Here is a 25371-nt window from a genome sequence, read left to right as displayed (position 1 = left end):
CATCCTTGGAGGGATGTATGAATAGCACAATTAAAATTCCATCTTGCTTATTGCTTGCTGCCGTACTTGCAGGCTGCGGCGAAGAAAGCTCTGTCAACGTAAAAGAGGCGCCACTCCCCCCTATTCAAGGGGTTTTTATAGATAGCCCTGTCGCCGGATTGACCTATAACAGCCCGTCTGTGACAAACGGTAAAACGGACAGTAATGGCCAATTTGATTATTTCCGTGGTGAAGCGATCACATTTTCTATTGGTGAGCTGACATTTCCAAGTGTCGCGGCCAGCAATGTTGTCACTCCACTGAGCGTATTCTCTACAGACACCGTATTTCATCCTGCTGTAATCAATAGTTTGCGTTTATTGCAGTCGTTAGATGTGGATGGTGACACCAGTAACGGTATTACCATTAGTGACGCAGCAGCACAGGCTGCCGTAATGGAATTAGCCCAAGGACAAACACCTGCAGAATTCTTTGCCAGTGACGATTTTGACGAAAAGGTAAATCAATGGCTTGCTAACGCTGGGGGAGCAAATACCAGCTTAGTGAGTGCTGATACTGCCATTATGCATTTTGTAGATTTTATTTTTGAGCAGTATAACAGTACACAGCCTCTCGCCTTCACTCCTGCCGACTTCACGGGAACAATTTATAACCCCGTTGTAAAAGGGGCAAAAGCGAGTATTGAAATGTGGCAGTTTACACCCAGTGAAGAAGGAGCAAGCACGGGGTCATTCACTAAGCTAGTCGATGGGAATAAAACGCTTGTTGGCAGCTATGAGTTTCAGTTTGGTAATCGCGTTTTAGTATTAACAACCAGTGAAGGTGATACACTGAGTAAGCATTATTTAATTTCTCGCTCGCACAACACTGTCAATAATACCTTTAGTGTGTGCTCTACAAATGATGCAGCACAGCTTGCAACGTTAGTACTTAGCTGTGATAACAACGATGATGCATACAACAATATTTTAGCATTTGATGAACAGCAAGCCCAAAATGAGTTGGTAAAGCTTAGTGAACTTGCTGAACAAACCGGTCTTGCGTTAAACGAAGAATTCGATACTGACACTGATACATTCTTCTCATCCAGTTATAAGAGCCTCTCTGATGAGCAAGGAAGTGGGCCTCTTTATTTTAAATCTGGCGGCAGTGCCATTATCAATGAATTGGGTCAGCTTGTTTTGGAAGGTGACCGTTTCACAATCGGTAATACCCTGCCTGGTAAAGAATCATCGCCAAGCGATACAACGGGTGTGGGAATATACAATTTAAGCGAAGGCTTCACTATTAGCTTTGACGTCATTAGCCATAATGGTGCAGGCTCTCTTTCTTTATACGTTGATAACAATACAACAAGCCAAAGTAACTCTGTGCATGCTGATGCATCAAAGTTTTATGGAAAATCGATTGATGAAACCAACCTGCCTGTCGGACAACGCTTCTCTTATACTTATATACCTGGGCAAGATGTTAATACAGGAACTGAATTAACGCACCCAGATGCACGCGGTATCCTGAGCGCAGATATTAAAAACTCTTACTTTCAAATCAGAACCGATTCAGCCGCCTTATTAGTCATAGATAATCTAAAAATAGAAACAGTTGCGACAGATGTGCCAGAAGTTGAGCCACCTGTTGAACCGCCAATTGATCCACCAGCAACAGGTGAGATTCCCACTGTTGAACTGCCTTACACAAACGATTTTACGACTGTTACTGGTGATATTTTTTCTGTCGACTATCAAAAAATAGTTGATAGTCAAGGTAATGAAGTTCCGATGTTTTCAAAAACTGGAGGATCCGTCACCGTCGTCGAAAACGGCTTAGAACTGGACGGGGGCCGATTCACTTTAGGTAATACCACTGCGGGCGTGGAAACCAGCGAAAATGATACAAACTCAACGGGGGTATTTGATTTATCAAGGCCTTACCAAGTCGTCATGGATATTGTCAGTGCCAGCGATCCTGAAGGTGACAACAAGTTCCAAATCTATGTCGACAACAATACATCAAGTAGCTCTAAATCGATGCACGGTGGTGAATCTCGATTCTTCAACGAGTTAATCAATGACTTAGTTGTTGGCGAAACCTTAGTCGTACCCGGAAAACTCGCTACCAAGAACTCTTTTTTACAATTGCGTACCGAGACAGGCGGTAAAGTAGTGATTAATAATTTACGCATTGAGTACGTTGAAGACCCAAGTATCTTTAAGTGTTCAGATGCACCTGAACTGTATTTTTGTGATGATTTTGAAAGTGGTGATTTGAGCAACTGGAAAATTTTAGCAACGCCTACTAACGTAGACGGTGCCATGGGTGAATTCGATATTTTAAATATCAACGGTAATAACATGATGCGATACACCGCAGGCAACGCAGGCGGTGAACTTATTTTAGCCACAGACGAAGCAATGCAAAATATCCCACAAACAGGTAATTATTTTGTAGAAGCGAAAATTCGTCCTCGTCAAAACAGTACAACAGCAAACAAACAGTTGTACATGATGGCCCGTTATCAAGATACAGGAAACTGGTACGGTGGCGGTTTAAATGTACAAAACTCATCTAGTAGCACGCGAGTAGAAGTTGCTGTCAGCACCGAGGGCTCTATTGCACGCCCTGTTCAGGCAAGTACACCTATTTTACTCGGCGAAAAAGGTGGCACAGAAGACGGTGTTTGGTACACCACCCGTTTTGAATTAATCAATGATCAATTAACCATTTACTTAAATGGTGAAAACTTAGGCTCATTGAGTGATACAAATTACAGCGCACGTGGGCTAATAGGTTTATTTACTAATAACCGTTCATTTGAATTGGATGACTTAAAAGTTGGCGATCCGACTATCAAACCCATTCAACTCACACTGGATTACAAGGACCCTAACTGGGACACCTCAACGACAGCTGAACCATTAACAATTAATGTCACCGCCATTAAAAATGATGGGGTAACAATTGATAAATTCACAGTGACTTCAACTGATGACAAAATTGTCAGTGTCGATATCAATGGGAGTGTAATTACTCTCACCCCAATGGCGGCCGGTAATGCCACGATTACGTTCGTCTCTGGTTCTGATAGTACCATAACCCGAACAATAGAGGTGAGTGTGGCTGAAGGTTTTGTCATGCCAACAACTGACTATGGCGACTTAGCTGGAAAATTATTTCCTGAAAAAAACAGTGCCAATCAATTTATTGATACGCAATTTAGCCTTACATTTGATAATGAACCAAGTTTAGGCGCTTTAGGTGAAGTACGTATTTATAAAGTCAGCGATAACAGTTTAGTCGATACCCTTACCGTTGGTAAAAACATTGACCACATTGGTTTTGCTGGACAAGCTAAAGTTCGCTCTGTTTACTACTATCCACTACAGCTAAATGGGAACACGCTCACCATTAAACCACGCAATAATACCCTTGAGTATGGACATACATACCGTGTTGTAATTGGTGATGATGTCGTGGTTGGTGCAATGCTAAATGGTCAAGAATTTAGTGGCCTAGGTGATAACAGTCAATGGGACTTTGTCACTAAAGTAAGCATGCCTGCAGGTAATCAGCTGCTCGTTGATGATGAAGGTGCGGCAGACTTTAGAACTGTGCAAGGTGCACTTAATTTTGCTATGCAGTACTTGGGCAAAGATGAGCACACCACTGTCTCCATAAAAGACGGCATCTATAACGAACTGTTATTTTTACGCGATAAAAACAACCTCACTATTCAAGGTGAAAGCCAAGAAAACACCGTTATTCAATATGAGAATTACGAGTCTATGAATGGCGGCACGGGTGGCAGTGCACCTATTAGCACAGGAACACCTAACGGAGGTAGAAGTGTGTTTTTAGTAGAAGGTGTCGACATGCTGACCCTTAATAATCTCACCCTTAAAAATACGCATATTCGTAATAAAGTGGATTCAAACCAAGCAGAAACTATTTATTTCAATAGCCCGTACCGCCTAGTTGCGAACAATGCCCGCTTTAAAAGTGAACAAGATACCCTCCTGTTAAAAGGATACTCATGGTTCTACAACACGCTTGTTGCAGGGAATGTTGATTTTATTTGGGGTTACCCAACAACGGCGTTATTCGAGAGTTCAGAGATCCGTACAATCGGTGATTCAAAAGACGGTGATCCTTTAACTGACTCAGCGGGTGGCTATGTTTTACAAGCGCGTGTACCTGTAGAAACAGACCCTGGTTTTATTTTCTTGAATAGTCGATTCACACATGGTCCTGGCCCCATTGGCAATGATGTTTTAGATAACTCAACATACATTGCAAGAAGTGGAGGCAGCGATACATACTTTGATAATATAACCTTAATAAACAATAGGTTTGATACACATATCGCTAAAATTGGCTGGGCTGTTCAAGGTGTAAATAATCAACCTGCTCCTAACCCTAGCGTTGCCACAGCAACCAGTGGTTGGCGCGAATATGGCAGTATGGATTTAGACGGTAATCCACTTGATTTATCTGAACGCGAAGGTGGCTATATTCTTTCAGATTCAGAAGTCAGCGAGCTGCTAGACCGCGAAAACATTTTTGCAGATTATAACGACGGTCAAGGATGGAGTCCAAAACCACTTGCTATTCCTCAACTACCGGATGAGCCTGTCAGCATTGCGCCAATCAATCCTAGTCGAGGGTTTGCAGGGTATAACTATAATATCACCGGAGGTGAAGGCGGTACTGTTGTTACTGTTGATAATGGGGCTTCATTAAAAGCAGCCCTAGCACAAGCGAAGTCTTCAGCATCCGCTATTACTATCTATGTTGATGGTGTAATCACAGATGCTAACAGTGGCGGTGATAATAAATCTATTGAAATTAAAGATATGAATAATGTCTCAATTATCGGTGTGGCTGATAGAGGTGAGTTTAATGGGATTGGCATTGCTATTCGCCGCGCTAACAACATTATCATCCAAAACTTAAAAATTCATGAAGTACTCACTGGTGGTAAAGACGGAATTTCAATTGAAGGTGATGAAAACGAAACAACAGCAAACATTTGGATTGACCATAATGAGTTGTATTCTTCGCTCTCCGTGGATCAAGACTATTATGATGGCTTAATTGATTCTAAGTCGGGTGCTGAGAACATTACCATTTCTTACAACTATATACATGATAGTTGGAAAACTTCATTACATGGCCATAGTGACAATGACGACAGCAGTAATAAAAACCGTCATATCACCTTCCATCACAACCGCTTTGAAAATATTGTCTCTCGGGTCCCTTTATTTAGGTTCGGTAATGGTCATATTTTCAATAACTACTATAACAATATCACTTCAAGTGCAATTAATTCACGCATGGGAGCTGAGCTACACATAGAGAATAATTACTTTGAAAATACCAAGAACCCTGTGGTTTCTTTTTATTCAGCACAGGTTGGTTATTGGAACACATCAGGTAATTATCTAGGCGAAGGCATTACATGGAGTGATGCGGCAGATGGGGATGTACGAGCAGAAGTGACTGAAAACGGCATGACGCCAACCAGCTCATATAAAGCACCTTATGAATATACGCTTACGCCTGTAATGGATGTTAAAGCACATGTACTTGCTCATGCAGGTGTTGGTAAGCTGGATCAAAGTGATTTAGACATTCCTGATATTCAGTCTCCAACGGAGCCTCCTATTCAAGAACCACTTGGATTGCCTTTTACTGAAAACTTCTCTGCTGCTAATACTGATGAGTTTTTTAGTAACAGCTATCGTGATATTTCAGGAGCTGCGGGTAACGAACAAGCGCTGTTCTACCGTGTAACAGGTAATGTTGACGTCGCAGGCGGACAGTTAACAATGACTGGCGCTAGAATTAGCATTGCTAACACAACCCCAAGTACCAGTACGACAGGAAATGACACCGAAACAACAGGCTTGCTTGATTTATCAAACAACTACCAAGTAACGTTCAAAGTTGCAGCGGTGGCTGGAAACACAGCCAAAAACTTTCAAATTTATGTCGATAACAATACTTCGGGTAGTAGCAATTCAATTCATGGCACTGCGTCTAAGTTTTATTCTGTGCCGCTGTCTGACTTAACAGCAGGCCAAACTTATACTGTGGATGGACTCGTTGCAACCAGCACTTCATTCATCACCATAAGAACGGAAAGTGAAGCGACTATCACATTGGATGAAATAAGCATTCAATAGTGCATTTCGCATTACGCTATAAACCTCGCAATTGCGGGGTTTATTTTTTTATAAAGAAAATTTGATAAAAATAGACAAGTATATTGAAAGGAAATGGCGGTGACGGAGAGATTCGAACTCTCGATACGTTGCCGTATACACACTTTCCAGGCGTGCTCCTTCAGCCACTCGGACACGTCACCTAAAGCGTTAACTGATTAACGCGGCGTTATAGTATGAAAACAACCCTACATACGCAAGGGGTTTTTAAAATAGCTAACTTAAGTGGCTAGTAAACAAACAAAAAAGGCAAGGTATGTACACCTTGCCTTTCATTTCTATCGCAACAATTCTTAGCGTTGTAGTGTCGCAGAGAACTCTAACATGCGATTAAGCGATTTTAACGCGCCTTCGCGTAAGTCCATATCAACAAACACTTCTTTGCCTTGTGGGTCTGTTAGGGCTTCTTCAATCGCTTTTAAGCCGTTCATAGCCATCCACGGGCAATGTGCACAGCTTTTACATGTTGCGCCTTCACCGGCTGTAGGTGCTTCAAAGAATTCTTTCTCTGGGCATAACTGCTGCATTTTATAAAAAATACCGCGGTCTGTCGCCACGATGAACTTTTTGTTGTCCATGGTTTGCGCAGCTTTAATTAGTTGGCTTGTTGAACCAACAGCATCAGCAAGGGCAACAATCTCAGCAGGTGACTCTGGGTGTACTAACACCGCTGCATCTGGGTGTAGGGCTTTCATGTCCTTTAACGCTTTGGTTTTAAACTCGTCATGAACGATACACGCGCCATTCCACATAATCATATCGGCACCGGTATTCTTTTGAATATAAGAACCAAGGTGCTTGTCTGGACCCCAAATGATTTTTTCGCCTTGCTCATCTAAGTGCTCAACGATTTCAAGCGCACATGATGAGGTAACAATCCAATCGGCACGTGCTTTTACCGCCGTAGAGGTGTTAGCGTACACCACTACTTTACGATCTGGGTGTTGATCACAAAACGCAGAAAACTCTTCAATTGGGCACCCTACGTCTAATGAACAGGTCGCAGCCAAAGTTGGCATTACAACTGTTTTGTTTGGCGTTAAGATTTTTGCTGTTTCGCCCATAAAACGCACGCCGGCGACAACAATAATATCCGCATCGTGTTTAGCACCAAAACGTGCCATCTCTAACGAGTCGGCCACACAGCCGCCTGTTTCTTCAGCAAGTGCTTGAATTTCAGGATCCGTATAGTAATGGGCAACAAGAACTGCATTCTTGTCTATTAGTAATTGTTTAATACGTGCTTTGTACTCAGCTTGCTCATCTTTTGATAACGGCGCTGGCTTTGGAGGAAAGATATAATCCTCAGGCATAATTTGTTCAGCTAGACTCATTTCTCGACCACTTAGTCCACAGTGCATTCATGGCGCGAATTATACGAGAATATAACGCTAAAGAACAGTATTGCTGAGTGCTGTTAAAGATAATTAAGGGATAACTTAGATAAAAAAGATAAATTAAGCGTGGTGGGTCATGATGGACTTGAACCATCGACCAATGGATTAAAAGTCCACTGCTCTACCAACTGAGCTAATGACCCGCTCTGATATGTAATGCGTAAATCCGCCGATATGCATGACCATTCAAAAAGAATGGTGGGTCATGATGGACTTGAACCATCGACCAATGGATTAAAAGTCCACTGCTCTACCAACTGAGCTAATGACCCGCTCTTGATATGTGATGCGTAAATCCGCCGATATAAATAACCATTCAAAAGAATGGTGGGTCATGATGGACTTGAACCATCGACCAATGGATTAAAAGTCCACTGCTCTACCAACTGAGCTAATGACCCGCTCTATTACTTACTAAAAGCTATACGTAAATCCGTCGATTTTAGATTACCATTCTAAAAAGAATGGTGGGTCATGATGGACTTGAACCATCGACCAATGGATTAAAAGTCCACTGCTCTACCAACTGAGCTAATGACCCGCTCTATTGCTTATTAAAAGCTGCGTAAATCCGCCGATATTAACAGTACCATTCAAAAAGAATGGTGGGTCATGATGGACTTGAACCATCGACCAATGGATTAAAAGTCCACTGCTCTACCAACTGAGCTAATGACCCGCTCTGCTGCTTATTAAAAGCTGCGTAAATCCGCCGATATGTAACTGTACCATTCAAAGAATGGTGGGTCATGATGGACTTGAACCATCGACCAATGGATTAAAAGTCCACTGCTCTACCAACTGAGCTAATGACCCGCTCTGTTACATTATTAAAGCTGCGTAAATCCGCCGATATCTAAAAGTATACCATTAAAAATAATGGTGGGTCATGATGGACTTGAACCATCGACCAATGGATTAAAAGTCCACTGCTCTACCAACTGAGCTAATGACCCGCTCTTTTAGCCGCATTTTGGCTGTTGTTACCAATCGCCTGCTGCGGGCGCTTATAATACTTATTTAAATGCTGAGCGCAACAGAAAATATCTCTTTTTTTAAGTTTTTATGTCTAGTTGCCTAATTTTAGACCGCTTAAGTCAAAAAGCAGTCTAATCAGGTCAAATCTACAGTTGCGACAGACGTTCTGTGGCTAATTTAGCAGCGGTTGTACTTGGGTACTGATTAATTAAATCATTAAAGGTTTTAAGGGCTTGTTCGCCTAAACCTTGATCAACAAGTAAGTTGCCTAACTTCAACATAGCATCAGGACGTTTATTCGAATTCGGAAATTCATTCACAACCACTTTAAAGTGTTTAGTTGCAGCAGCGGGATCGTTTTGAATTGTTAAAAGCTGCCCTAACCAATAATGCGCGTTTGACGCATACACTGAATTTGGATAAGTCGTTAAGAATGTTTGGAACTCAGGTATTGCTTGCTCATAACGCTTATCTTTCATAATTAGCGCCACAGCACGCTCATAGGCTTCATTTTCAGATAAGTCTGAGCTGATAGTCTGTGATGCATTTATATCTGTGTAAGTGTTCGTTGGCTGAGTTGCTGCCGCAGGCTGAGAATAGGCCTGACTAACGCGATTCTCAATTTCTTGATAAAGCTCACGTTGACGTTGAAGTACTTTTTCAAGCTTATAGCTTTGCTCTTCAGTAATGCCACGAACCTGACTCACTTCGTCTTGTAATATATTCAACTGCTGCTGAAGCTCAGCTTGCAATAAATTACGTGACTTCATCATGTTTTCTAATGCGATTAAACGCTTCTCTATGCTCGATTGCGAGCTTGCAGCTTCTGAAACAGGAGCGGGAGCAGCCCATAACTGGGTGCTCCCGCTTAAGATCATTGCTGCCAAAATAATTTTCGGCTTCATAATGTCTCTTTCTTAGTAAACTAATACTGCGCGACGGTTTTTAGCGAACGCTTCTTCAGTGCGAGATTTAACCATTGGCTTCTCTTCACCATAGCTCACTACCGACATTTGGCTAGCAGAAACACCTAAGCTTTGTAGATATTTTTCTACTGCTTGACCACGGTGCTCACCTAATGCGATGTTGTATTCAGGCGTACCGCGCTCATCTGCGTGACCTTCGATTAGTACTTTAACTGAAGGGTTTTGTACTAAAAACTCAGCGTGTGCTTGTAGAAGCTCAGCATATTTGCTTTGGATTTTAGCGTTATCAAAACCAAAGTAAATGATTTGTTCTTGACGTAACGCTTCGTATTTTTCACGAAGTGCTTCTTCAGCTTGTTGCTCTGGAGTAAGCGTTGCAACTTCAACTGTATCATTGTTGTTTGCTTGCTCAACCGCACCTTGGTTTGTTTGGTTTGCAGCACCTTCGTCAACACCTGAAGAAGAGCTACATGCTGCTAAAGTCATCACTGGCACAGCAATTAGCAGGCCTTTTAAAGTTTTATTAAGTTGCATTGAATTGATTCCTATATTGAGTAAACCAGTAAAATTACTGTAAATAAGGCGACCAAGCCGGTGCCTTAACTTGTCCGTCTAGCACAGGTAAGCGTGCTTTAAAGCGACCATCCATAGAAACTAACGCTAACACCTGTTTATTATTATGAAGCGTGCTGTAGATAATCATCGAGCCATTGGGTGCAATACTCGGCGATTCATCTAGGCGTGTTCTCGTTAATACTTGGAACGCACCTGTAGCTAGCTCTTTCTTAGCAAGATGGTATTGACCGTTTGTACGGTTCACCATCACTAATTCTTTTCCATCCGGTGAAACCGAACCTGCTAAGTTCATGTCACCATCAAAGGTCATTCGTTTTGACCTACCTGTTTGCAAATTTAACTTATAAATCTGAGCATTACCACCCCTTTCAGAGGTAAACACGATATCTTGACCATTTGGAAACCATGATGGTTCAGTATCTATACTGCGGTGATTTGTAAGTCGAGTTTCTTTGCGTGTTGCAAGGTCTAATAAGTACACTTCTGTTGCGCCATTACGGTCTTTTGATAACACTAAAAGTAGTTTTTTACCATCAGGAGAAAACTGAGGCGCACCATTAATACCAGGGTGACTGGTAATTAGTTCGCGTTTTCCTGTATATAAGTCTTGAATGTAAATTTGGCTTTGGCGATTTTCAAACGTTACATACGCTAACTTAGTCCCATCTGGCGACCACGCTGGTGACATAAGCGGCTCTTTAGAGCGAAGCAACACTTGCTCATTAAAGCCATCATAATCAGCAACCACCAATTGATAAGGTTTAGCGTCATTTTCACGCACAATGACATAGGCAATTTTTGTTAAAAATGCGCCTTTTTCACCCGTAAGAGCTTCGTAAACCACGTCGCTGATACGGTGTGCGTATCGACGAAAACCATTTTCACCAATAACACTTTCACGTGCATCTAAAATATGATCTTGGCTTTTAACCAATTTACCGTTGCTCATTAATTGTGTTTCGCCGCCCGTAATTTGGCCACGAATCACATCAATAAGTTCATATTTAACACGGTAACGGCCATTAGGTTGTTGCTCTACCTCACCCACTAACACAGCCTCAACACCTTTATTAACCCACGCGCCGTAATCAACATCTGAATCTTTAGCAGGAAGCTGAGGCATGGTATTAACGTCGATCGGCTTAAATTTTCCGCTGCGCATTAAATCGGCAGCAATCACTGAACTTAACTTTTCAGGGATAGGACCCACACCTTGATATTTAAAAGGCACAACCGCAATTGGTCGCGCACCATCGATACCATCGGTGATCACGATTTCTAATGCAGCACTGGCAATGCCATGAAAGCCCAGTAATACAATAAAACATGCTGTTTTTATCTGGTTAAACATATCATTCCTTTAAAATTGAGGCGCTATTGTTAAATTAATATTTTTTAATTGCTCAAAGACTTCACGATCTGGTGAAACAGGTAGCGTGTCGGCCATACGCACTGCGCGCATCGCAGCTTCGCATACTAACGTATCTCCACCCAATGATTTAACTTGGGTCACCAAACCATTAAAGCCAAGGCGAATATTAAGGCGACATTCTTTGCCTTTCATCTTCTCATCTTTTAAGAAGTTTTGCTGAATACGCGCCATAATTAACGCTTTATATTTCTCAACTTCGCCAACAACCTGCTGCTGACGCACTTTATCACGTGCAGCCTGTTCTGCAGCCAGTTGCTCTTGGAGCATTTGCTCTTGCAATGCCTGCTGACGCTTACGCTCTGCTTCAGCCTCTTTGCGTTTACGTTCAGCTTCAGCTTCGGCAGCTTTACGCTTGCGCTCTTCTTCCGCTTTTTTCAATGCTTCTTCTTCGGCTTTACGCTTCTGTGCCGCGGCTTTTGCTGCTGCTTCGGCTTCTTGCTTTTGCTTTTCAGCTTGCTGCGCTTTAGCACGTTCTTTCTCTTGAATTTCACGCGCTTTCTTTGCTTGAGCTTCAGCTTCGGCTTTTTCTTTCTCTTTCGCACGACGCTGCTGTTCTAATTTTTTCAGACGGCGGTCTTCAGCTTCACGTTGCTTACGCGCGTCATTAGCACGACGCTCTAAATCACGAATACGTTTTGCTTCTGCTTGCTTTTTAGCTTCTTCTTGCTTTTTTAGCTCGGCAATCTTTTGCTCAACCTTCTGCTGATCAACCGTGACAGCTGACACCGCTTTTTCAGGCTCAGGTAATGCAGGGTTTAAAGTCACCTCCATTACTTTTGGTGCTGGCATATGAAAATTGGCTGTCGCCACTAATAAACCTGCAATTGCCAAGTGCAAAAGAACTGATTTTATTACTGATGCACCCATAACTAGCCTTTATTCCCCTCAAACGATTCGGTCATAAGGCCAACTGAAGGCACCCCTGCATTTTTAAGAAAATCCATTAACAACAATACTTCTTGATAAGATACACGACCTGAACCTTTGATCATAACCGGAGTATCGGGATTTTTTTGCAACTGTAATTTAATCACAGCAGCGACATCTAATGCTTCCATCGGTGCTTCTGGGTCAGTGCCGATACTGACATAATACTTACCTTCAGCGTCAATTGACGCAATGATAGGCGGTGTATCTTTTGTATCGACAAGATCAGATTCTTCCATTTTTGGCAAATCTACTTTCACCCCATGAGTAATTAATGGGGCTGTTGCCATAAATATAATAAGTAGTACCAACATAACGTCAATGTAAGGTACTACGTTTATCTCCCCTACTGGGCGACGTTTTTTACGCTGATACATTCGCTTTTGCCTCTATTTGCGTAGCTGCTTGGCGGTGTAAAATATTGGCGAACTCTTCCATGAAGTTAATATAATTACCTTCCAGCTTTTCTACTTTATTTGCAAAACGGTTGTAAGCAATAACGGCTGGAATTGCCGCAAATAAGCCCATTGCAGTTGCAATAAGTGCTTCGGCAATGCCCGGTGCAACCATTTGTAATGTAGCTTGTTTCACTTCACCTAGTGCGATAAATGCATTCATGATACCCCATACAGTACCAAATAAGCCGATATAAGGACTAATAGAACCAACGGTCGCCAAAAACGATAAACTAGATTCTAATTTTTCAACTTCACGCGACAAAGCAACACGCATTGAACGATGCGTGCCTTCCATAACGATACTGGCACTTTGGAACGTATTTTTTTTGTGGCGTGCAAATTCTTTAAAACCGGCAACAAAAAGAGCTTCAACGCCCGAAGCTCCGCCTGGGCGGGCAGACACTTCATTATATAATTTACTAAGATCAACACCTGACCAGAACTTTTGCTCAAAACGCTTTGCGCCATTTAATGCATCAGAAATCGCTTTTTTACGTTGAAAAATAATTGCCCATGACATGACCGACATACCCACTAATGCCAACATCACTAATTGGACAAGTACACTGGCTTCTAGAATAAGATCTAAAAAGTTAAGCCCTGATCCCACGTTAAACTCCTAAAATAGATTTCTATATAATTTGTTATATTTTTTACACTTGCATTTATTGACCACAAACTTGGCCAAAAGTTACATCTAGTGTATCTAGTCAATAATGAACTGACAACGCTCTTGCTGTGAAATAGCGGCAAATAACGGTGAAAAGCACTCAGCTTAGCTATTTTTTGCTCACAATCCTTTAAAAACTTATTTTTGCTATGTTTTCACTGCAAAAATGAGTACCACCATTAGGCAACTAAAAATATAGCAAAACCTCATAAAACACGGCATTTATTCATATTTTACGCATAAACACCCAAAACATGTTTTGCAAATCTACTACAGAATACTTAAACTAATCCTGAACAATGTTTGTTGATATTATAAAAATCATTTTATTCATAAACTTAGAGTAAAAACACTCAATAAGTGAACAAAAAGAAAACAAACCAACAATTCACTCACATTAGTTTTTTTTATCTGAAAATTAAATTTTTCTAGTTTGAAGAAAAATCAACCATTGCGTATCATTTCCCCATACCGAGCTGCAACCTTTGAAAGTTTTTTCATTAAGCTCCGTTTTTTGCAATATGAAGTTTCGTATTGCACTTGGTTGACTTAAACAGGATAAAACCTCTTTAAGAAAACCGTAGTTCCCTGGATTACTTCCTTCAACTTGTTGTTTGCCCGCATGCTTATGCGGGCTTTTTTTTGCCTGCACAAACGTCAATGAGAATACCTACAGATAACTTAACAGCATGTGAATTACAGATGTTAAAATGAGACCATCAATCGTGGTTTGTGGTTTGTGGTTTGTGGTTTGTGGTTTGTGGTTTGTGGTTTGTGCAAAATAAATCCACATTAACCTCAGGCAAGCTTTTTTATATTTAATCGCTACAGTAACCCCCGCTCGGTCTACCTTCTAGTATCTACTTTCTTTCTAATATCTAACGTCTAAAAACTAAAAACCCCGCTAAGCGGGGTGGTGTTATTTATCTGGGGTAAGACCAAAATGAAGGTAGGCAATATCAGAAACGAGTCGCCCTCTGGGCGTGCGTTGAATAAATCCTTGTTGAATTAAAAATGGCTCAATGACATCTTCAATAGTCTCTTTTTCTTCGCCAATGGCAGCCGCTAAATTATCGAGACCCACGGGGCCACCCATAAACTTTTCAATGATGGCAAGAAGGTATTTTCGGTCCATGTAATCAAAACCGCTTTTATCAACATCGATCATATCAAGTGCTTGTTCAGCGACTTCGGCATTTACTTTACCGTCTGATTTAACTTGCGTGTAATCTCGTACTCGGCGCAAAAGTCTGTTTGCTATTCGTGGTGTACCGCGTGAGCGTTTAGCAATTTCAACGGCGCCTTCGTCACACATGATTAAATCTAAATATCGAGCAGAGCGGGCAACAATTTTTGATAAATCTTCAACCGAATAAAACTCTAAGCGTTGCACAATGCCAAAACGATCTCGTAATGGCGATGTTAACGAGCCAGCGCGCGTTGTAGCCCCTATTAATGTAAAAGGCGGTAAATCGAGCTTAATTGATCGTGCCGCAGGACCTTCACCAATCATAATATCGAGCTGATAATCTTCCATTGCGGGGTAAAGTATTTCTTCTACTTGCGGGCTTAAGCGGTGAATTTCATCAATAAACAGTACATCGCCTTCTTCAAGGTTAGTTAATAGCGCGGCTAAGTCGCCCGCTTTTTCAAGAACCGGCCCTGAAGTCGTTTTAATGTTTACATTAAGCTCATTCGCTACAATATTAGCCAGTGTTGTTTTACCCAAACCCGGCGGACCAAAAATGAGTAAATGGTCTAACGCCTCACCACGATGACGAGCGGCTTCAATAAAAATTTCCATTTGTTGCTTAACATGCGGCTGGCCTGTGTAATCGTTTAATAGTTTTGGACGTATTGCACGATCGACACTGTCTTCATTACTTTGTTCACTCGCATCAATTAAGCGATCTGCTTCAATCATGGTGTACTCACAACATTGACTTTAGAGCTTCTTTAATAAGAACCTCTGTTGTCATACCTGGTTTATTTACAGCTTTAACCGCTTTTTGCGCTTGCGGTAGTTTATAGCCTAAAGATTCAAGTGCCGATACAGCATCATCCGCAGCATTATTCGCTACTAGCGTATCATTACTTGCAGGCTCAATGATGGCATTATCGCTAAATGGTGTGAATAAGTCATTACCCCAATTTTTTAGCCTGTCTTTCATTTCAAGTACCAAGCGCTCTGCAGTCTTTTTGCCCACCCCAGGAAGTTTAACCAAGGTTGTCGCATCTTCATTGTTAACACAACTAACAAACTGCTGCGCCGACATGCCCGACAAAATGGCAAGGCCAAGTTTAGGGCCTACCCCATTTGCTTTTAACAGCTCTCTAAATAAAGCACGCTCAGTTTTATTATTAAAACCAAATAATAACTGTGCGTCTTCGCGAACAACAAAATGAGTATAAATAACCGCTTGTTCACCCACATTGGGTAAATCATAAAAACAGGTCATTGGCATTTGCACTTCGTAACCGACACCACTTACCTCTATAAGTATTTCTGGTGGCTGCTTTTCAACAAGTAACCCGTTTAATCGACCTATCATATTACTTCCTTAATCGTCCTCTTACGGTTTTGCTCGCGCTGCCCGCAAGTTTAATTAAATTTTGTTCTGAGTGAGCATGGCAAATGGCAATTGCTAACGCATCGGCAGCGTCGGCTTGCGGGGTTCCCGGCAGTTTTAGAATATTTTTAACCATATGCTGTACTTGCGATTTATCGGCACCACCATTCCCCACGACCGCCTGTTTTATTTGTCTGGCTGAGTACTCAAATACGGGCAACTCTGCCATTGACGCACCGACTATGGCGGCCCCTCGGGCTTGACCAAGTTTGAGTGCTGAGTCAGGATTATGTGCCATGAACACTTTTTCAATGGCAAAATTATCAGGCGAAAACTGTTCAATTAACTGGCTAACACCTTGATAAATCATTTTTAATCGTATAGGAAAGTCGTGATCAGCAAGCTTTATACAGCCACTCCCTAAATAAGTAAATTTAGTACCTTGGTGGGCTATTACCCCATAACCTGTTAATCGTGAACCAGGATCAATCCCTAAAATAATCGCCAACTAACTGACCCATCTATAAAATCATCATCTGCATTTAATAATGCCAGAGCACTGTATAAATTACCAGTAACTAATTACAGTTCATAAAAAATGCCCGCAATTGCGAGCATTTTTTAAACATCGTCTTTATCCTAGCGACCGCAGTAAACCTTGAGTATTTTTTCGCATAGTGCGCGCTATCATTAAATACCCTAAACACGCAACAAATAACCCACCTGCTGCAGGGCCTATTAACCAAATATGTGGATGCAACTTACCTGCTAATTCGAACATTTGTTTTTGTACAATTAACAAAGCAACATCACTGACAACAGCCGCGACTAAACCGGCCGTAAAGCCTAATAATAAAAATTCATACAAGGTCGCGTTTTTAATTAATCGCCCTTTAGCGCCCAGCGTACGCAAAATAACAATTTCTTGCATACGCTCACCTAGGCTGGCTTGCACTTGCGAAATAAGCACTAAAGCACCACACGCAACAACAATCGCGAGTACAAAGCCAATCGCTAACGATACTTGCTCTATTGTTGAGCGTATTTGCTTAATAAAGCTTTCAACATCAATCGCATTCACCGTTGGGTATTGACGTAATAACTCACTAAACTCTCGCTTTTGATCTTTATTTACACGCACCGATGAAATGTACGTCGCAGGGAAACTTTGCAGCACATCGGGGCTCAAAATAATAAAGAAATTCGGTTTTAAGGTGTTCCAATTTACTTTACGTATACTGGTAATTTTGGCATCGAATGACTGAGCGCCAATTAAAAAGGTGAGTGTATCGCCCAACTCTACATCTAAACGCGCTAACATTGACTCTTCTAATGACGCCTCTGCCACTGAGTTCTCGGTAAACCATGTACCGTCAATTAACTCATTTTGCTTGGGTAGCTCAGCGCGCCATGTAAGATTTAACTCGCGGCCAATACCTGAACGTGCTTCTTCATCTTTTTTCTCATTGTCTTCTAATGATACCTCGCGAGCCACCAGCTCACCATTAACGGCATTAACACGACCACGAACAATCGGGTAAAAATCTGACGTAGGCATGTCACGCTCTGCTAAAAACGACGTTATAGGTTCAAGCTCAGCTTCTGTTATATTCACTAAAAATGAGTTTGGCGCATCGGCTGGCAATTGTGACTGCCAATCTGAAATCATGTCGTTTTTAAGTACGATTAAAAACAACAGTAATTTAATTGCAAGCGCAAAGCTTATAAGCTGCACCGCATTTACGTTCGCTCGCTTTTGAATTGAAGCAATCGCTAAAGACCAGCTATTACCAGGACTTAAGCCTAACTTACGACCCCCACCAAAAATAAGCTTCGATAGACCAAATAGCACCACGATTAAAAACGCTGTTGAGGTAAATAAAATGGCCGTAATTTTAATGTTATTACTGAACAACCACATTAACAAAAACACCGTTAGCGCCGACATTGCAAGGTGAATTTTGCTCACTAATAAACGGTCACCCAAGTTGCGACGAAGTACACGCAATGGGGGAATATCAAATAAATCCAGCAGTGGCTTAATCGAGAACATAACGGCACAAATCACGCCTGTACTGACTGCGATAAGCCAAGGTTTTGCCGATGCGCTTGGCAGCTCTGTGCCCATTGACTGAGCAAGGTAATCACTGGCTATCATTTGTAAAGAATAACCAATCACTAACCCCAAAATGACCGACATTGTGCAAACTAAACTTAAATGTAATAAGTAAATTTTACGGATAGTTGCCCTACTGCCACCAAGAGTTTTCATCATTGCGACTGGGTCATATTGCCTTTCACAGTAGCGTTTTGCCGATACCGCAATTGCCACTGCCGCTAAAATGATACCTAACAAACCTGCCAGTAATAAAAAGCTCTCCGCTCTATTTAAGCTGTTCGCAATAGGTGATTGCCTGTCTTTAACACCATACCACTGTTGGTTTTCTTTCATTTGGGGTTTAAGCCATGCATAAAAGGTGTCTAAGTCACTTTGCTCACCGGCATACAATTGACGATAAAACACACGACTCCCCGGCTGGATCACCTGTGTCGCGTCTATGTCACGTTCATTAATTAAAATGCGTTGACTACTGGAAAAAACATTAAAAGGAGCATCGGGTTCTTCGGCAACCACTCGACTTGCTGTAAACGTTGCAGCGCCCAGCTCAACTTGACTACCAACCTGAATATTAAGCGCATAAAACACCGACTCACTAAGCCATACTTCACCCATTTTTGGCACTTCGTCAGTAACAATAGCATCTGAAGTTAAGCGTGTTTTTACTTTAAGCTCGCCTTTTAATGGATAACTATCAGAAACCGCCTTTACTGAGCCAAGTTGCATTTCGTCACCTGCAAATAGCATGGTATCGAAATACGTAATTTTTGCAGTGCGTAAGCTCTGTTCCTGCGCTTTTTGCATATACTCTGTTGGTAGCTGATGATTACTGGCCAACACACGATCCGCAGCGATAAAGGCACTACTTTTTTGCGCAATACTTTGACCAATTCGGTCTGTTACCATAGAAAGCGTTAATACGGTGAGCACAGCCAAAGCAATAGCCGCACTGATCACCGTTAATTCACCCCGTTTAAACTCACGTGAAAACAGTTTAAGTGCTAACTTAGCCCACATTCGCTTGCACCTCTTCGCTCTCTTTTACTGTTACTAATTGACCTGCTTCAATGTGTAAAATTTGTTGGCATTTTTCAGCAAGCTGTTCATCATGAGTTACTAAAATAAGCGTGGTACCGTGTTCTTTATTCAGTTCAAAAAGCAAAGATTCGATCAATCTACCGTTTTTGCTATCAAGGTTTGCTGAGGGCTCATCCGCAAACAAAATTTTAGGCGTACCAATGAATGCACGCGCAATTGCAACACGCTGTTGCTCACCACCAGAAAGTTGCGAAGGATAATGCCCCACACGGTGGCTAAGACCCACTTTTTCGAGTAACTCTAGGGCTTGTTGTTTTGCATTTTTACTACCTGCAAGCTCTGCCGGTAGCATCACATTTTCAAGCGCGGTTAAACTTTGCACAAGCATAAAAGACTGAAACACAAACCCCACTTTATCAGCGCGTAATGCCGCGCGGGCTTCTTCATCTAAATCGTGCAATGCAGCGCCGTCTAAATGAATGCTGCCACTGGTTGACTGGTCAAGACCTGCTAATAAACTCAGTAACGTAGACTTACCCGAGCCCGATGTGCCAACAACGGCAACAGAATCGCCCGACTTGACATTAAAGCTGATGTCACTGAGGATGGTTAGGTCACCCTCCACTGTGGTGACTGTTTTAGTAAGTCCATTAACTTGAATGATGTTTAATTGAGAAAGCGCTGACATATGATGCATCCAATCCTACGTTTTATATTCGTTTTACTGTTAGTAATCAAACCACTTACGGCAGCAGCTGACAACACAATTTTAATTTTAGGTGACAGTTTAAGCGCCGCTTACGGCCTCAAACAAGAGCAAGGTTGGGTTAAATTGTTACAAGATAAGTACGATGAAAAAAGCCAACCTGTTAACTTAGTTAATGCAAGCATTAGCGGTGAAACAACTGGCGGAGCACTTAGACGACTCGATACCCTGCTAGCCGAATTTGAACCCACTCATGTACTTATTGAGCTTGGTGGAAATGACGGTTTACGTGGTTTTCCAATCAAACGTTTACACGCTAACTTACGTGATTTAATTAACAAAAGCCAACAAGCAGGTGCCAAAACTGCCGTGATGGAAGTACAGATTCCACCAAATTATGGCCCCCGCTACACTAAGTTATTTACCGACAGCTTTGAAAGTATTGCCAATGAAACCGACAGCGAACTTATGCCATTCTTTATGTTAGACATAGCAGGTCGCCCGGAGCTCATGCAAAACGACAATTTACACCCAAACGCTGATGCCCAACCATTAATACGTGATTTCATGTATAAAACGATCAATGATTGGCTAGATTAACACCTAGCCTCTGTTTTATTGCTTAAAATGAACAATAAACAAGCAATCAGACCACAGGTGTATTGATTTTTATAAAAAAAGACGTACTATTGCCTCAAATGTCGGCATATAGCGCAGCTTGGTAGCGCACTGTCATGGGGTGTCAGGGGTCGCAGGTTCAAATCCTGCTATGCCGACCATTTAATTCAATAACTTACCCCCATTTAAATATAATTAATTTTCTTTTAAAACTTATCGTGTAGCCAATCTGTAGCCACTAAAGACTTCCCCTTAGATACATCAAAAATAGCAAGTATCTATTAATTTGCAGTTCCAACATAAATTAGTTATGTTATCTTCTAGGCTGAAACTAAATACATATACAGTAATTAGGGATGATTTTTAATGAAATTCGTAATTGTTCAAAACAATGTTGGCGAAACAATAGCTATTGAATCGAGTAAGGCAGGTAATAGGATTGTTTATGGAACATATGAGGCCGATAATTCGCAGGAAGCTTTGAATAAGCACCTAACAACAAAACTCGCCAGTCAAAAGAATAACGACAATAACCCAAAAAAAGTACAAATAAATAGTGAAAAAGTAAAATTGAGTGAGTCTAGCTCTCGCATGGTATTACTTCACATCATTCACTTTTTAGCGCTTTTTGGAGTCAACCTTCATCAACAAACCAAGACGATGGGCACTTATTTTACGACGACCTCAACATCTTGGGAATTCATGATTAACCCTGCTGGAATTCTCGCTGTACTGATATCTTGGATAGCTTGCAGTATTGTAGGTTCAATTTTAAAACGCGTCACAATGCTATACAACAACTCGATCGAATGATCAAAGTGAATGCCGTTACACATATGTAAGCGTAGTGCTTTATAACGTACTGGTTGCGAAACTCCCTTTTTACGATGTCTGAAAATACCCTAAATAAACTTAGCTAGCTTTGTATATTGCTCTAAGCTATTCCGTAAGCCCCACACACCAGAAAAGCCGTTTCTTTGTAGATATCTAAATAGGCTTTTACGAGTCCAAGTGTTTCCCCAGCTAGTTTTTAAGCCTTTGCTATTTAAGTAATTAACCAAGCTCTTATAGCTTGGATTACTGTATCTATGTGACTCACTAAGCGCTACCGTTAACGCTTTAAAAATTTTCCTATCGTTGTTAAGCCTATCTGTTCGTTTCATAAATCCCCCTGCTATGAGTTTCAATTATACCCTTTTTAAGTCGATTTTTATCTTGAAATTAAACGTTGAGTTTCTGTTTGCAATGGCATTGAAGAATTAGGTTATCTGATGGTTACATAAATGAATTTTGGAGGGTTAAGAGCTAAAAATTAAAACTGTACAAAGAAATTATTTTAAAGTTAACTAAAAAGGTGTTACAAACACTATTGTTAACGACTTGAAACTCATCGCTAAAAAGCGAATATTTAATGGATTAAACTGGTTTTCTAAAACCATAAGGTATTGTAAATGAAAAAAATTCTATTGGGCTTTTTTATTGCTATTGTTATTGTTATCAGCGTAATTAGTTATTACTTCACTGATAGCTCTATCAAAAGTCGAGCAAAGGACATTGCTCTTAATAGTGATGCCTGCTTATTTTTCATGAGTTCATCTGAATATGGTGAAAAAAACGTAATTTATTGTTCGCACAATAACTCACTCCGTGTTATCAAAGGATCTACATCTGGTATAACAAGCACTCCTGTAATAACGGATGAAACCCTGAAAGAATTGGGTGAAGTCATAGTATTTGAGACATTTAAGAGGAAAAACATTGAATCAAATAATGTTAAGTTGTATCAGTACGGTAACTTATTTGAATTAAAAAATGTGAATCTGTACGATATTCCAGCATACTCGATTGCAGTTAAGCGGACGGTAGTTGGTGCAACATACTAATGGCGTGAATAAAATACAAACTAAGTGGTTAAGTGTGGTTAAGTGTGGTTAAGTGAAAAAAATCCACTTAACCAGCCTACAGCCCTTTGCTGGTGGGGCTTTGCGCTAAAAGTGGTTAGGTGGTTAAGTAACTTTGCCCACCTTTAGGAATTTAGCCGCTGCTTTTTGTGGGTTATACCCTATTACTATTTATCGTATAAAAATTTAAAGTTAGCGTTTTTACTTAACCACTTAACCAAAAACACTTAAAGCCCTTGTATATAAAGGGGTGTAGTGTGGTTAAGTAAAAATAAAATCTACTTAACCACACTTAACCACCTAACCACTAATAAAAAAAGAAGCGGCTATTAAACGCTTAACTTATATCGCGTTCGATTCCCCCCTGCTTTTTTAGCTTGTAGATAACCTTCTCGGTATAACTGCTTTAGCGCTTTACCAATAGTACCGTTTGCATAAGAGCTAAGCTTTTTATCTTCATAACTTAACTCACCAGCCGTAAACCAGCCATTAATACATTGTGGCCTATCAATTTCGTTTGCAAAATCGATCTTACTGGCTGGTGCTATGTAATTATCGTATATATATCCATAAGCAAAGCCCTTATCTTGATAGCTATCATTTACTAGAGCAATTTGCTCTAGATACTGATCTTTCAACATCCAGCCATGACCATCTAAATAAAGCTGTTTAACCTCAAGCCAAAACTGTTTTAGCTGTGACTCATCAACCTGTTTAAGTGAGCCTGTACCGTCATAGTGCCAGCCTAACAACTCGTTTAGCTTATCCATATTAGCGGCTTTTTCCATTTCAATAACTGCAAATCGACTTGAGCCTGTTTCATCCTTTAAAAACTCGTTACCGTTAACAGTAGCAATAAAATGTGTTTGCCTTGGCTTTTTAATATCGAGCCTTGCATAAGGTGGCCTTACTGTATCGACTTTATTAGTGATAAACGCTTTTAAACTACCTTGCGAGTTTTTACTGGTACGCTCTAGCTCCCCTAGTTCAACTATGAAAGAGCGAATACACGATAAAACACTGTCTTTATCATCGGGATTTAATGCCGCTCCTTCTAAAAAAGCATATGGGATTATTTCAGCAAAGCGAGAAACAAACGCTGTTTTTCTAAAAGATTGATCACCTTGCAACACTGGCACAAGTTTACTGTTAAAATTACCTTCATAAAGAGAAGCCACACAGCCCACCAGCCAATGTTTTAGTATAGTGTCAGCTAACGTTTCATGTTTAGCATTTAAACAGCTAATAACCGCACTTACGCGCTCTTTACCGTCCCATTGTCCATCATCAAGATATAATTTTATAGGGTGATACTTACTTTCTTCACATAAAGCGACTAAATGTGTATTCACAGCTTTTTCAGGTAAGCCATAAATGTTTGCAGCAGAAATTAATTTACTATTAATGCTGTCATAAGAATCGGCTATCAAGTCGCCAAAAATATCACACACTTCATTATTAAACGTCATCATATTAAGCCTAAATCCTAAACCGCAAAAGTTACCTAAATCGGCTAAGTTTTGGTTAGTATTCAAAACTCTCACATTGCCTTTGTTATCTTCTTTTAGGTCAGTAAAACGTGGCCTGTCTAGTACTGTATTTTGAGGTAAATCTATTTCGTACTTGTTATGTGGTGCTGGTATAGTATCAATCATAGCTTACCCCCTTCACCTAAAAACAATGTCTGGCTACGTTGGTTTTGCTTATTAATTTTGTACTCTTTTAGGTTGTGTTTATGCAAGTCAGGAAAGTACGTTTCTGCAATTTGCTTTAACGCTCTTTTATAATCCCCCTGATATGAACGCATTACCATAAAATCAAACTTATCTATACACAGGCCATTAGCGCAGGGGTCATTTTCATGGTGCGAATAATAACGCTCTTTACCATCGGTATGACTTGTTAATATGTAAGCCCCTGCTTGTTTGCTGGTGGACTCTGGCGGCAAATAAGCTTTACCTTGTGCTTTATAGCCATAACTTAAAAGTAGCTCATGCCATACGTAAGCACTGTTTACAGCATCTATAATAGAAACCTGATTACCTATTAACTGAGTTTGATAAGTTGGCTTTATGGGCAGACTAGTAGCCTTTTCTAGCTGTTTCTTTTGCTCAGTTTCAAATAGCAATGCGTCTTTGTATAGCTGAGAGCTTTCAACATCAAGCGCCCTTCCCTCTGCAATTTTAAATTGGTAACTATCACCTTTTAAACGTACAGGTAAATACATTATTTGCTGTGGGCGCTTAGCGCAATCATCAGCCATAAAAACATAGCTCAAATAGCTTTCCATTACAGCCCATACCTCATAAGTAACAGAAGCGGCTAGTTCTATATAAACTCTATAACGGTTTGTTATGGCCTGTTGCTGGTGGCTTGCAGTGGTATGAATTATGTATGACTCTATACATATGCTCTCTAGCATATCGGCAATAGTAGCTAACTCTAAATTGGTATCGTCTAAATCAAGCCTAAGTAACGTAAAGTTATCATGTAATAGAATCGACTCTTTTGTTTTGTTAGGCGCATCGGTAGCCGCTATAACGGCCGATTTAGCTTTAGCTTCTTTAGGTGTTAATGCGCCCAAGTCTTGAGGGCTTTTAACCTTTAGCTTTAACTCATGCCAATTTATATACGTAAAATCAGCGGTTACATTGTGGCTTTTAGCGTGTAAAAAATTAAGCATAGTTGTCACCTCGATCTGAAAGAGCACTATTTATTACTGAGTTTCTATCTGTAATATCAGCGAGCAATTGCTGTTCATATCGAGTATAATTAAACGTGCAATCTGCTAATGTAATCAGCCCTTTTAAGAGGGCTTTTTTTTGTAAAAT

General features: G+C 40.8%; 19 protein-coding genes and 9 tRNA genes. 5 read left to right on the top strand and 23 right to left on the bottom strand.

The window, feature by feature from the left end; genetic code table 11:
• Positions 1 to 17: 17 nt before the first annotated feature.
• Positions 18 to 6185 carry a pectinesterase family protein gene (locus JIG41_RS19240; protein ID WP_199525299.1) on the top strand — a complete coding sequence of 2056 codons (6168 nt, stop codon included), beginning with the start codon at positions 18 to 20 and terminating at the stop codon, positions 6183 to 6185.
• 94 nt (positions 6186 to 6279) lie between these two features.
• Here the strand turns inward: JIG41_RS19240 and JIG41_RS19235 are convergent.
• The 21 genes from JIG41_RS19235 to JIG41_RS19135 form a co-directional block, all read right to left on the bottom strand.
• Positions 6280 to 6367 (bottom strand) — tRNA-Ser (locus JIG41_RS19235).
• 150 nt (positions 6368 to 6517) lie between these two features.
• Positions 6518 to 7558, bottom strand: a complete 1041-nt coding sequence (gene nadA / locus JIG41_RS19230; protein ID WP_036967789.1) for a quinolinate synthase NadA — start codon at positions 7556 to 7558, stop codon at positions 6518 to 6520.
• A gap of 130 nt (positions 7559 to 7688) precedes the next feature.
• Positions 7689 to 7764 (bottom strand) — tRNA-Lys (locus JIG41_RS19225).
• Between the two features lie 53 nt (positions 7765 to 7817).
• Positions 7818 to 7893 (bottom strand) — tRNA-Lys (locus JIG41_RS19220).
• Positions 7894 to 7946: 53 nt separating this feature from the next.
• Positions 7947 to 8022, bottom strand: a tRNA-Lys gene (locus tag JIG41_RS19215).
• A 64-nt stretch (positions 8023 to 8086) separates the two neighbouring features.
• Positions 8087 to 8162, bottom strand: a tRNA-Lys gene (locus tag JIG41_RS19210).
• A 62-nt stretch (positions 8163 to 8224) separates the two neighbouring features.
• Positions 8225 to 8300: transfer RNA gene (locus JIG41_RS19205), tRNA-Lys, on the bottom strand.
• A 61-nt stretch (positions 8301 to 8361) separates the two neighbouring features.
• Positions 8362 to 8437: transfer RNA gene (locus JIG41_RS19200), tRNA-Lys, on the bottom strand.
• Positions 8438 to 8501: 64 nt separating this feature from the next.
• Positions 8502 to 8577: transfer RNA gene (locus JIG41_RS19195), tRNA-Lys, on the bottom strand.
• Positions 8578 to 8745: 168 nt separating this feature from the next.
• Positions 8746 to 9504, bottom strand: coding sequence for a tol-pal system protein YbgF (gene ybgF, locus JIG41_RS19190; protein WP_036967786.1), 759 nt, complete (start codon positions 9502 to 9504; stop codon positions 8746 to 8748).
• Between the two features lie 12 nt (positions 9505 to 9516).
• Positions 9517 to 10059, bottom strand: a complete 543-nt coding sequence (gene pal / locus JIG41_RS19185; protein WP_036967784.1) for a peptidoglycan-associated lipoprotein Pal — start codon at positions 10057 to 10059, stop codon at positions 9517 to 9519.
• A gap of 34 nt (positions 10060 to 10093) precedes the next feature.
• The gene (gene tolB / locus JIG41_RS19180; RefSeq protein WP_036967780.1) at positions 10094 to 11452 is read right to left on the bottom strand and encodes a Tol-Pal system beta propeller repeat protein TolB; all 1359 of its coding nucleotides are present in this window, start codon (positions 11450 to 11452) and stop codon (positions 10094 to 10096) included.
• A gap of 9 nt (positions 11453 to 11461) precedes the next feature.
• Complete coding sequence (tolA, locus tag JIG41_RS19175; RefSeq protein WP_036967778.1) at positions 11462 to 12400, bottom strand: cell envelope integrity protein TolA; 939 nt, start codon at positions 12398 to 12400, stop codon at positions 11462 to 11464.
• A gap of 2 nt (positions 12401 to 12402) precedes the next feature.
• A complete protein-coding gene (gene tolR / locus JIG41_RS19170; RefSeq protein WP_036967776.1) occupies positions 12403 to 12837 on the bottom strand; it encodes a protein TolR in 435 nt (144 codons plus the stop codon).
• Positions 12824 to 13528 (bottom strand): protein TolQ, encoded by a 705-nt coding sequence (gene tolQ, locus JIG41_RS19165; RefSeq protein WP_036967773.1) that lies wholly within the window; start codon positions 13526 to 13528, stop codon positions 12824 to 12826. The genes tolR and tolQ overlap by 14 nt, the downstream gene beginning before the upstream one ends.
• Positions 13529 to 14006: 478 nt before the next feature.
• Positions 14007 to 14249 (bottom strand): hypothetical protein, encoded by a 243-nt coding sequence (locus tag JIG41_RS19160; RefSeq protein WP_075594353.1) that lies wholly within the window; start codon positions 14247 to 14249, stop codon positions 14007 to 14009.
• Positions 14250 to 14507: 258 nt separating this feature from the next.
• A complete protein-coding gene (gene ruvB / locus JIG41_RS19155) occupies positions 14508 to 15512 on the bottom strand; it encodes a Holliday junction branch migration DNA helicase RuvB (RefSeq protein WP_036967767.1) in 1005 nt (334 codons plus the stop codon).
• A gap of 7 nt (positions 15513 to 15519) precedes the next feature.
• Positions 15520 to 16140 carry a Holliday junction branch migration protein RuvA gene (gene ruvA, locus JIG41_RS19150; protein WP_036967766.1) on the bottom strand — a complete coding sequence of 207 codons (621 nt, stop codon included), beginning with the start codon at positions 16138 to 16140 and terminating at the stop codon, positions 15520 to 15522.
• A 1-nt stretch (position 16141) separates the two neighbouring features.
• On the bottom strand, positions 16142 to 16666 hold the full coding sequence (gene ruvC, locus JIG41_RS19145; RefSeq protein ID WP_036967765.1) for a crossover junction endodeoxyribonuclease RuvC: 525 nt from the start codon (positions 16664 to 16666) through the stop codon (positions 16142 to 16144).
• A gap of 126 nt (positions 16667 to 16792) precedes the next feature.
• Positions 16793 to 19294, bottom strand: coding sequence for an ABC transporter permease (locus JIG41_RS19140; RefSeq protein WP_199525298.1), 2502 nt, complete (start codon positions 19292 to 19294; stop codon positions 16793 to 16795).
• Positions 19284 to 20003, bottom strand: coding sequence for an ABC transporter ATP-binding protein (locus JIG41_RS19135; RefSeq protein ID WP_036967761.1), 720 nt, complete (start codon positions 20001 to 20003; stop codon positions 19284 to 19286). Before JIG41_RS19135 ends, JIG41_RS19140 begins: the two co-directional genes overlap by 11 nt.
• On the opposite strand from JIG41_RS19135, the gene JIG41_RS19130 reads away from it, so the two are divergent.
• The 4 genes from JIG41_RS19130 (at position 20004) to JIG41_RS19115 (ending at position 22522) form a co-directional block, all read left to right on the top strand.
• The gene (locus tag JIG41_RS19130) at positions 20004 to 20621 is read left to right on the top strand and encodes an arylesterase (RefSeq protein ID WP_065978522.1); all 618 of its coding nucleotides are present in this window, start codon (positions 20004 to 20006) and stop codon (positions 20619 to 20621) included.
• 102 nt (positions 20622 to 20723) lie between these two features.
• A tRNA-Pro gene (locus JIG41_RS19125) sits at positions 20724 to 20800 on the top strand.
• 205 nt (positions 20801 to 21005) lie between these two features.
• Positions 21006 to 21452, top strand: coding sequence for a hypothetical protein (locus JIG41_RS19120; protein WP_199525297.1), 447 nt, complete (start codon positions 21006 to 21008; stop codon positions 21450 to 21452).
• A gap of 638 nt (positions 21453 to 22090) precedes the next feature.
• Positions 22091 to 22522 (top strand): hypothetical protein, encoded by a 432-nt coding sequence (locus JIG41_RS19115; protein ID WP_199525296.1) that lies wholly within the window; start codon positions 22091 to 22093, stop codon positions 22520 to 22522.
• A 347-nt stretch (positions 22523 to 22869) separates the two neighbouring features.
• On the opposite strand, the gene JIG41_RS19110 is transcribed toward JIG41_RS19115, so the two are convergent.
• Both JIG41_RS19110 and JIG41_RS19105 read right to left on the bottom strand, forming a co-directional pair.
• Positions 22870 to 24195 carry a VapE domain-containing protein gene (locus JIG41_RS19110; RefSeq protein WP_199525295.1) on the bottom strand — a complete coding sequence of 442 codons (1326 nt, stop codon included), beginning with the start codon at positions 24193 to 24195 and terminating at the stop codon, positions 22870 to 22872.
• Positions 24192 to 25223, bottom strand: coding sequence for a hypothetical protein (locus tag JIG41_RS19105; protein WP_199525294.1), 1032 nt, complete (start codon positions 25221 to 25223; stop codon positions 24192 to 24194). The genes JIG41_RS19110 and JIG41_RS19105 overlap by 4 nt, the downstream gene beginning before the upstream one ends.
• Positions 25224 to 25371: the final 148 nt, after the last annotated feature.

The organism is Pseudoalteromonas sp. bablab_jr011, assembly GCF_016464045.1.
GTDB lineage: Bacteria > Pseudomonadota > Gammaproteobacteria > Enterobacterales > Alteromonadaceae > Pseudoalteromonas > Pseudoalteromonas lipolytica.
The sequence above is the reverse complement of the archived record's forward strand: the minus strand, read 5'-3'. Positions and strand labels throughout refer to the sequence as shown.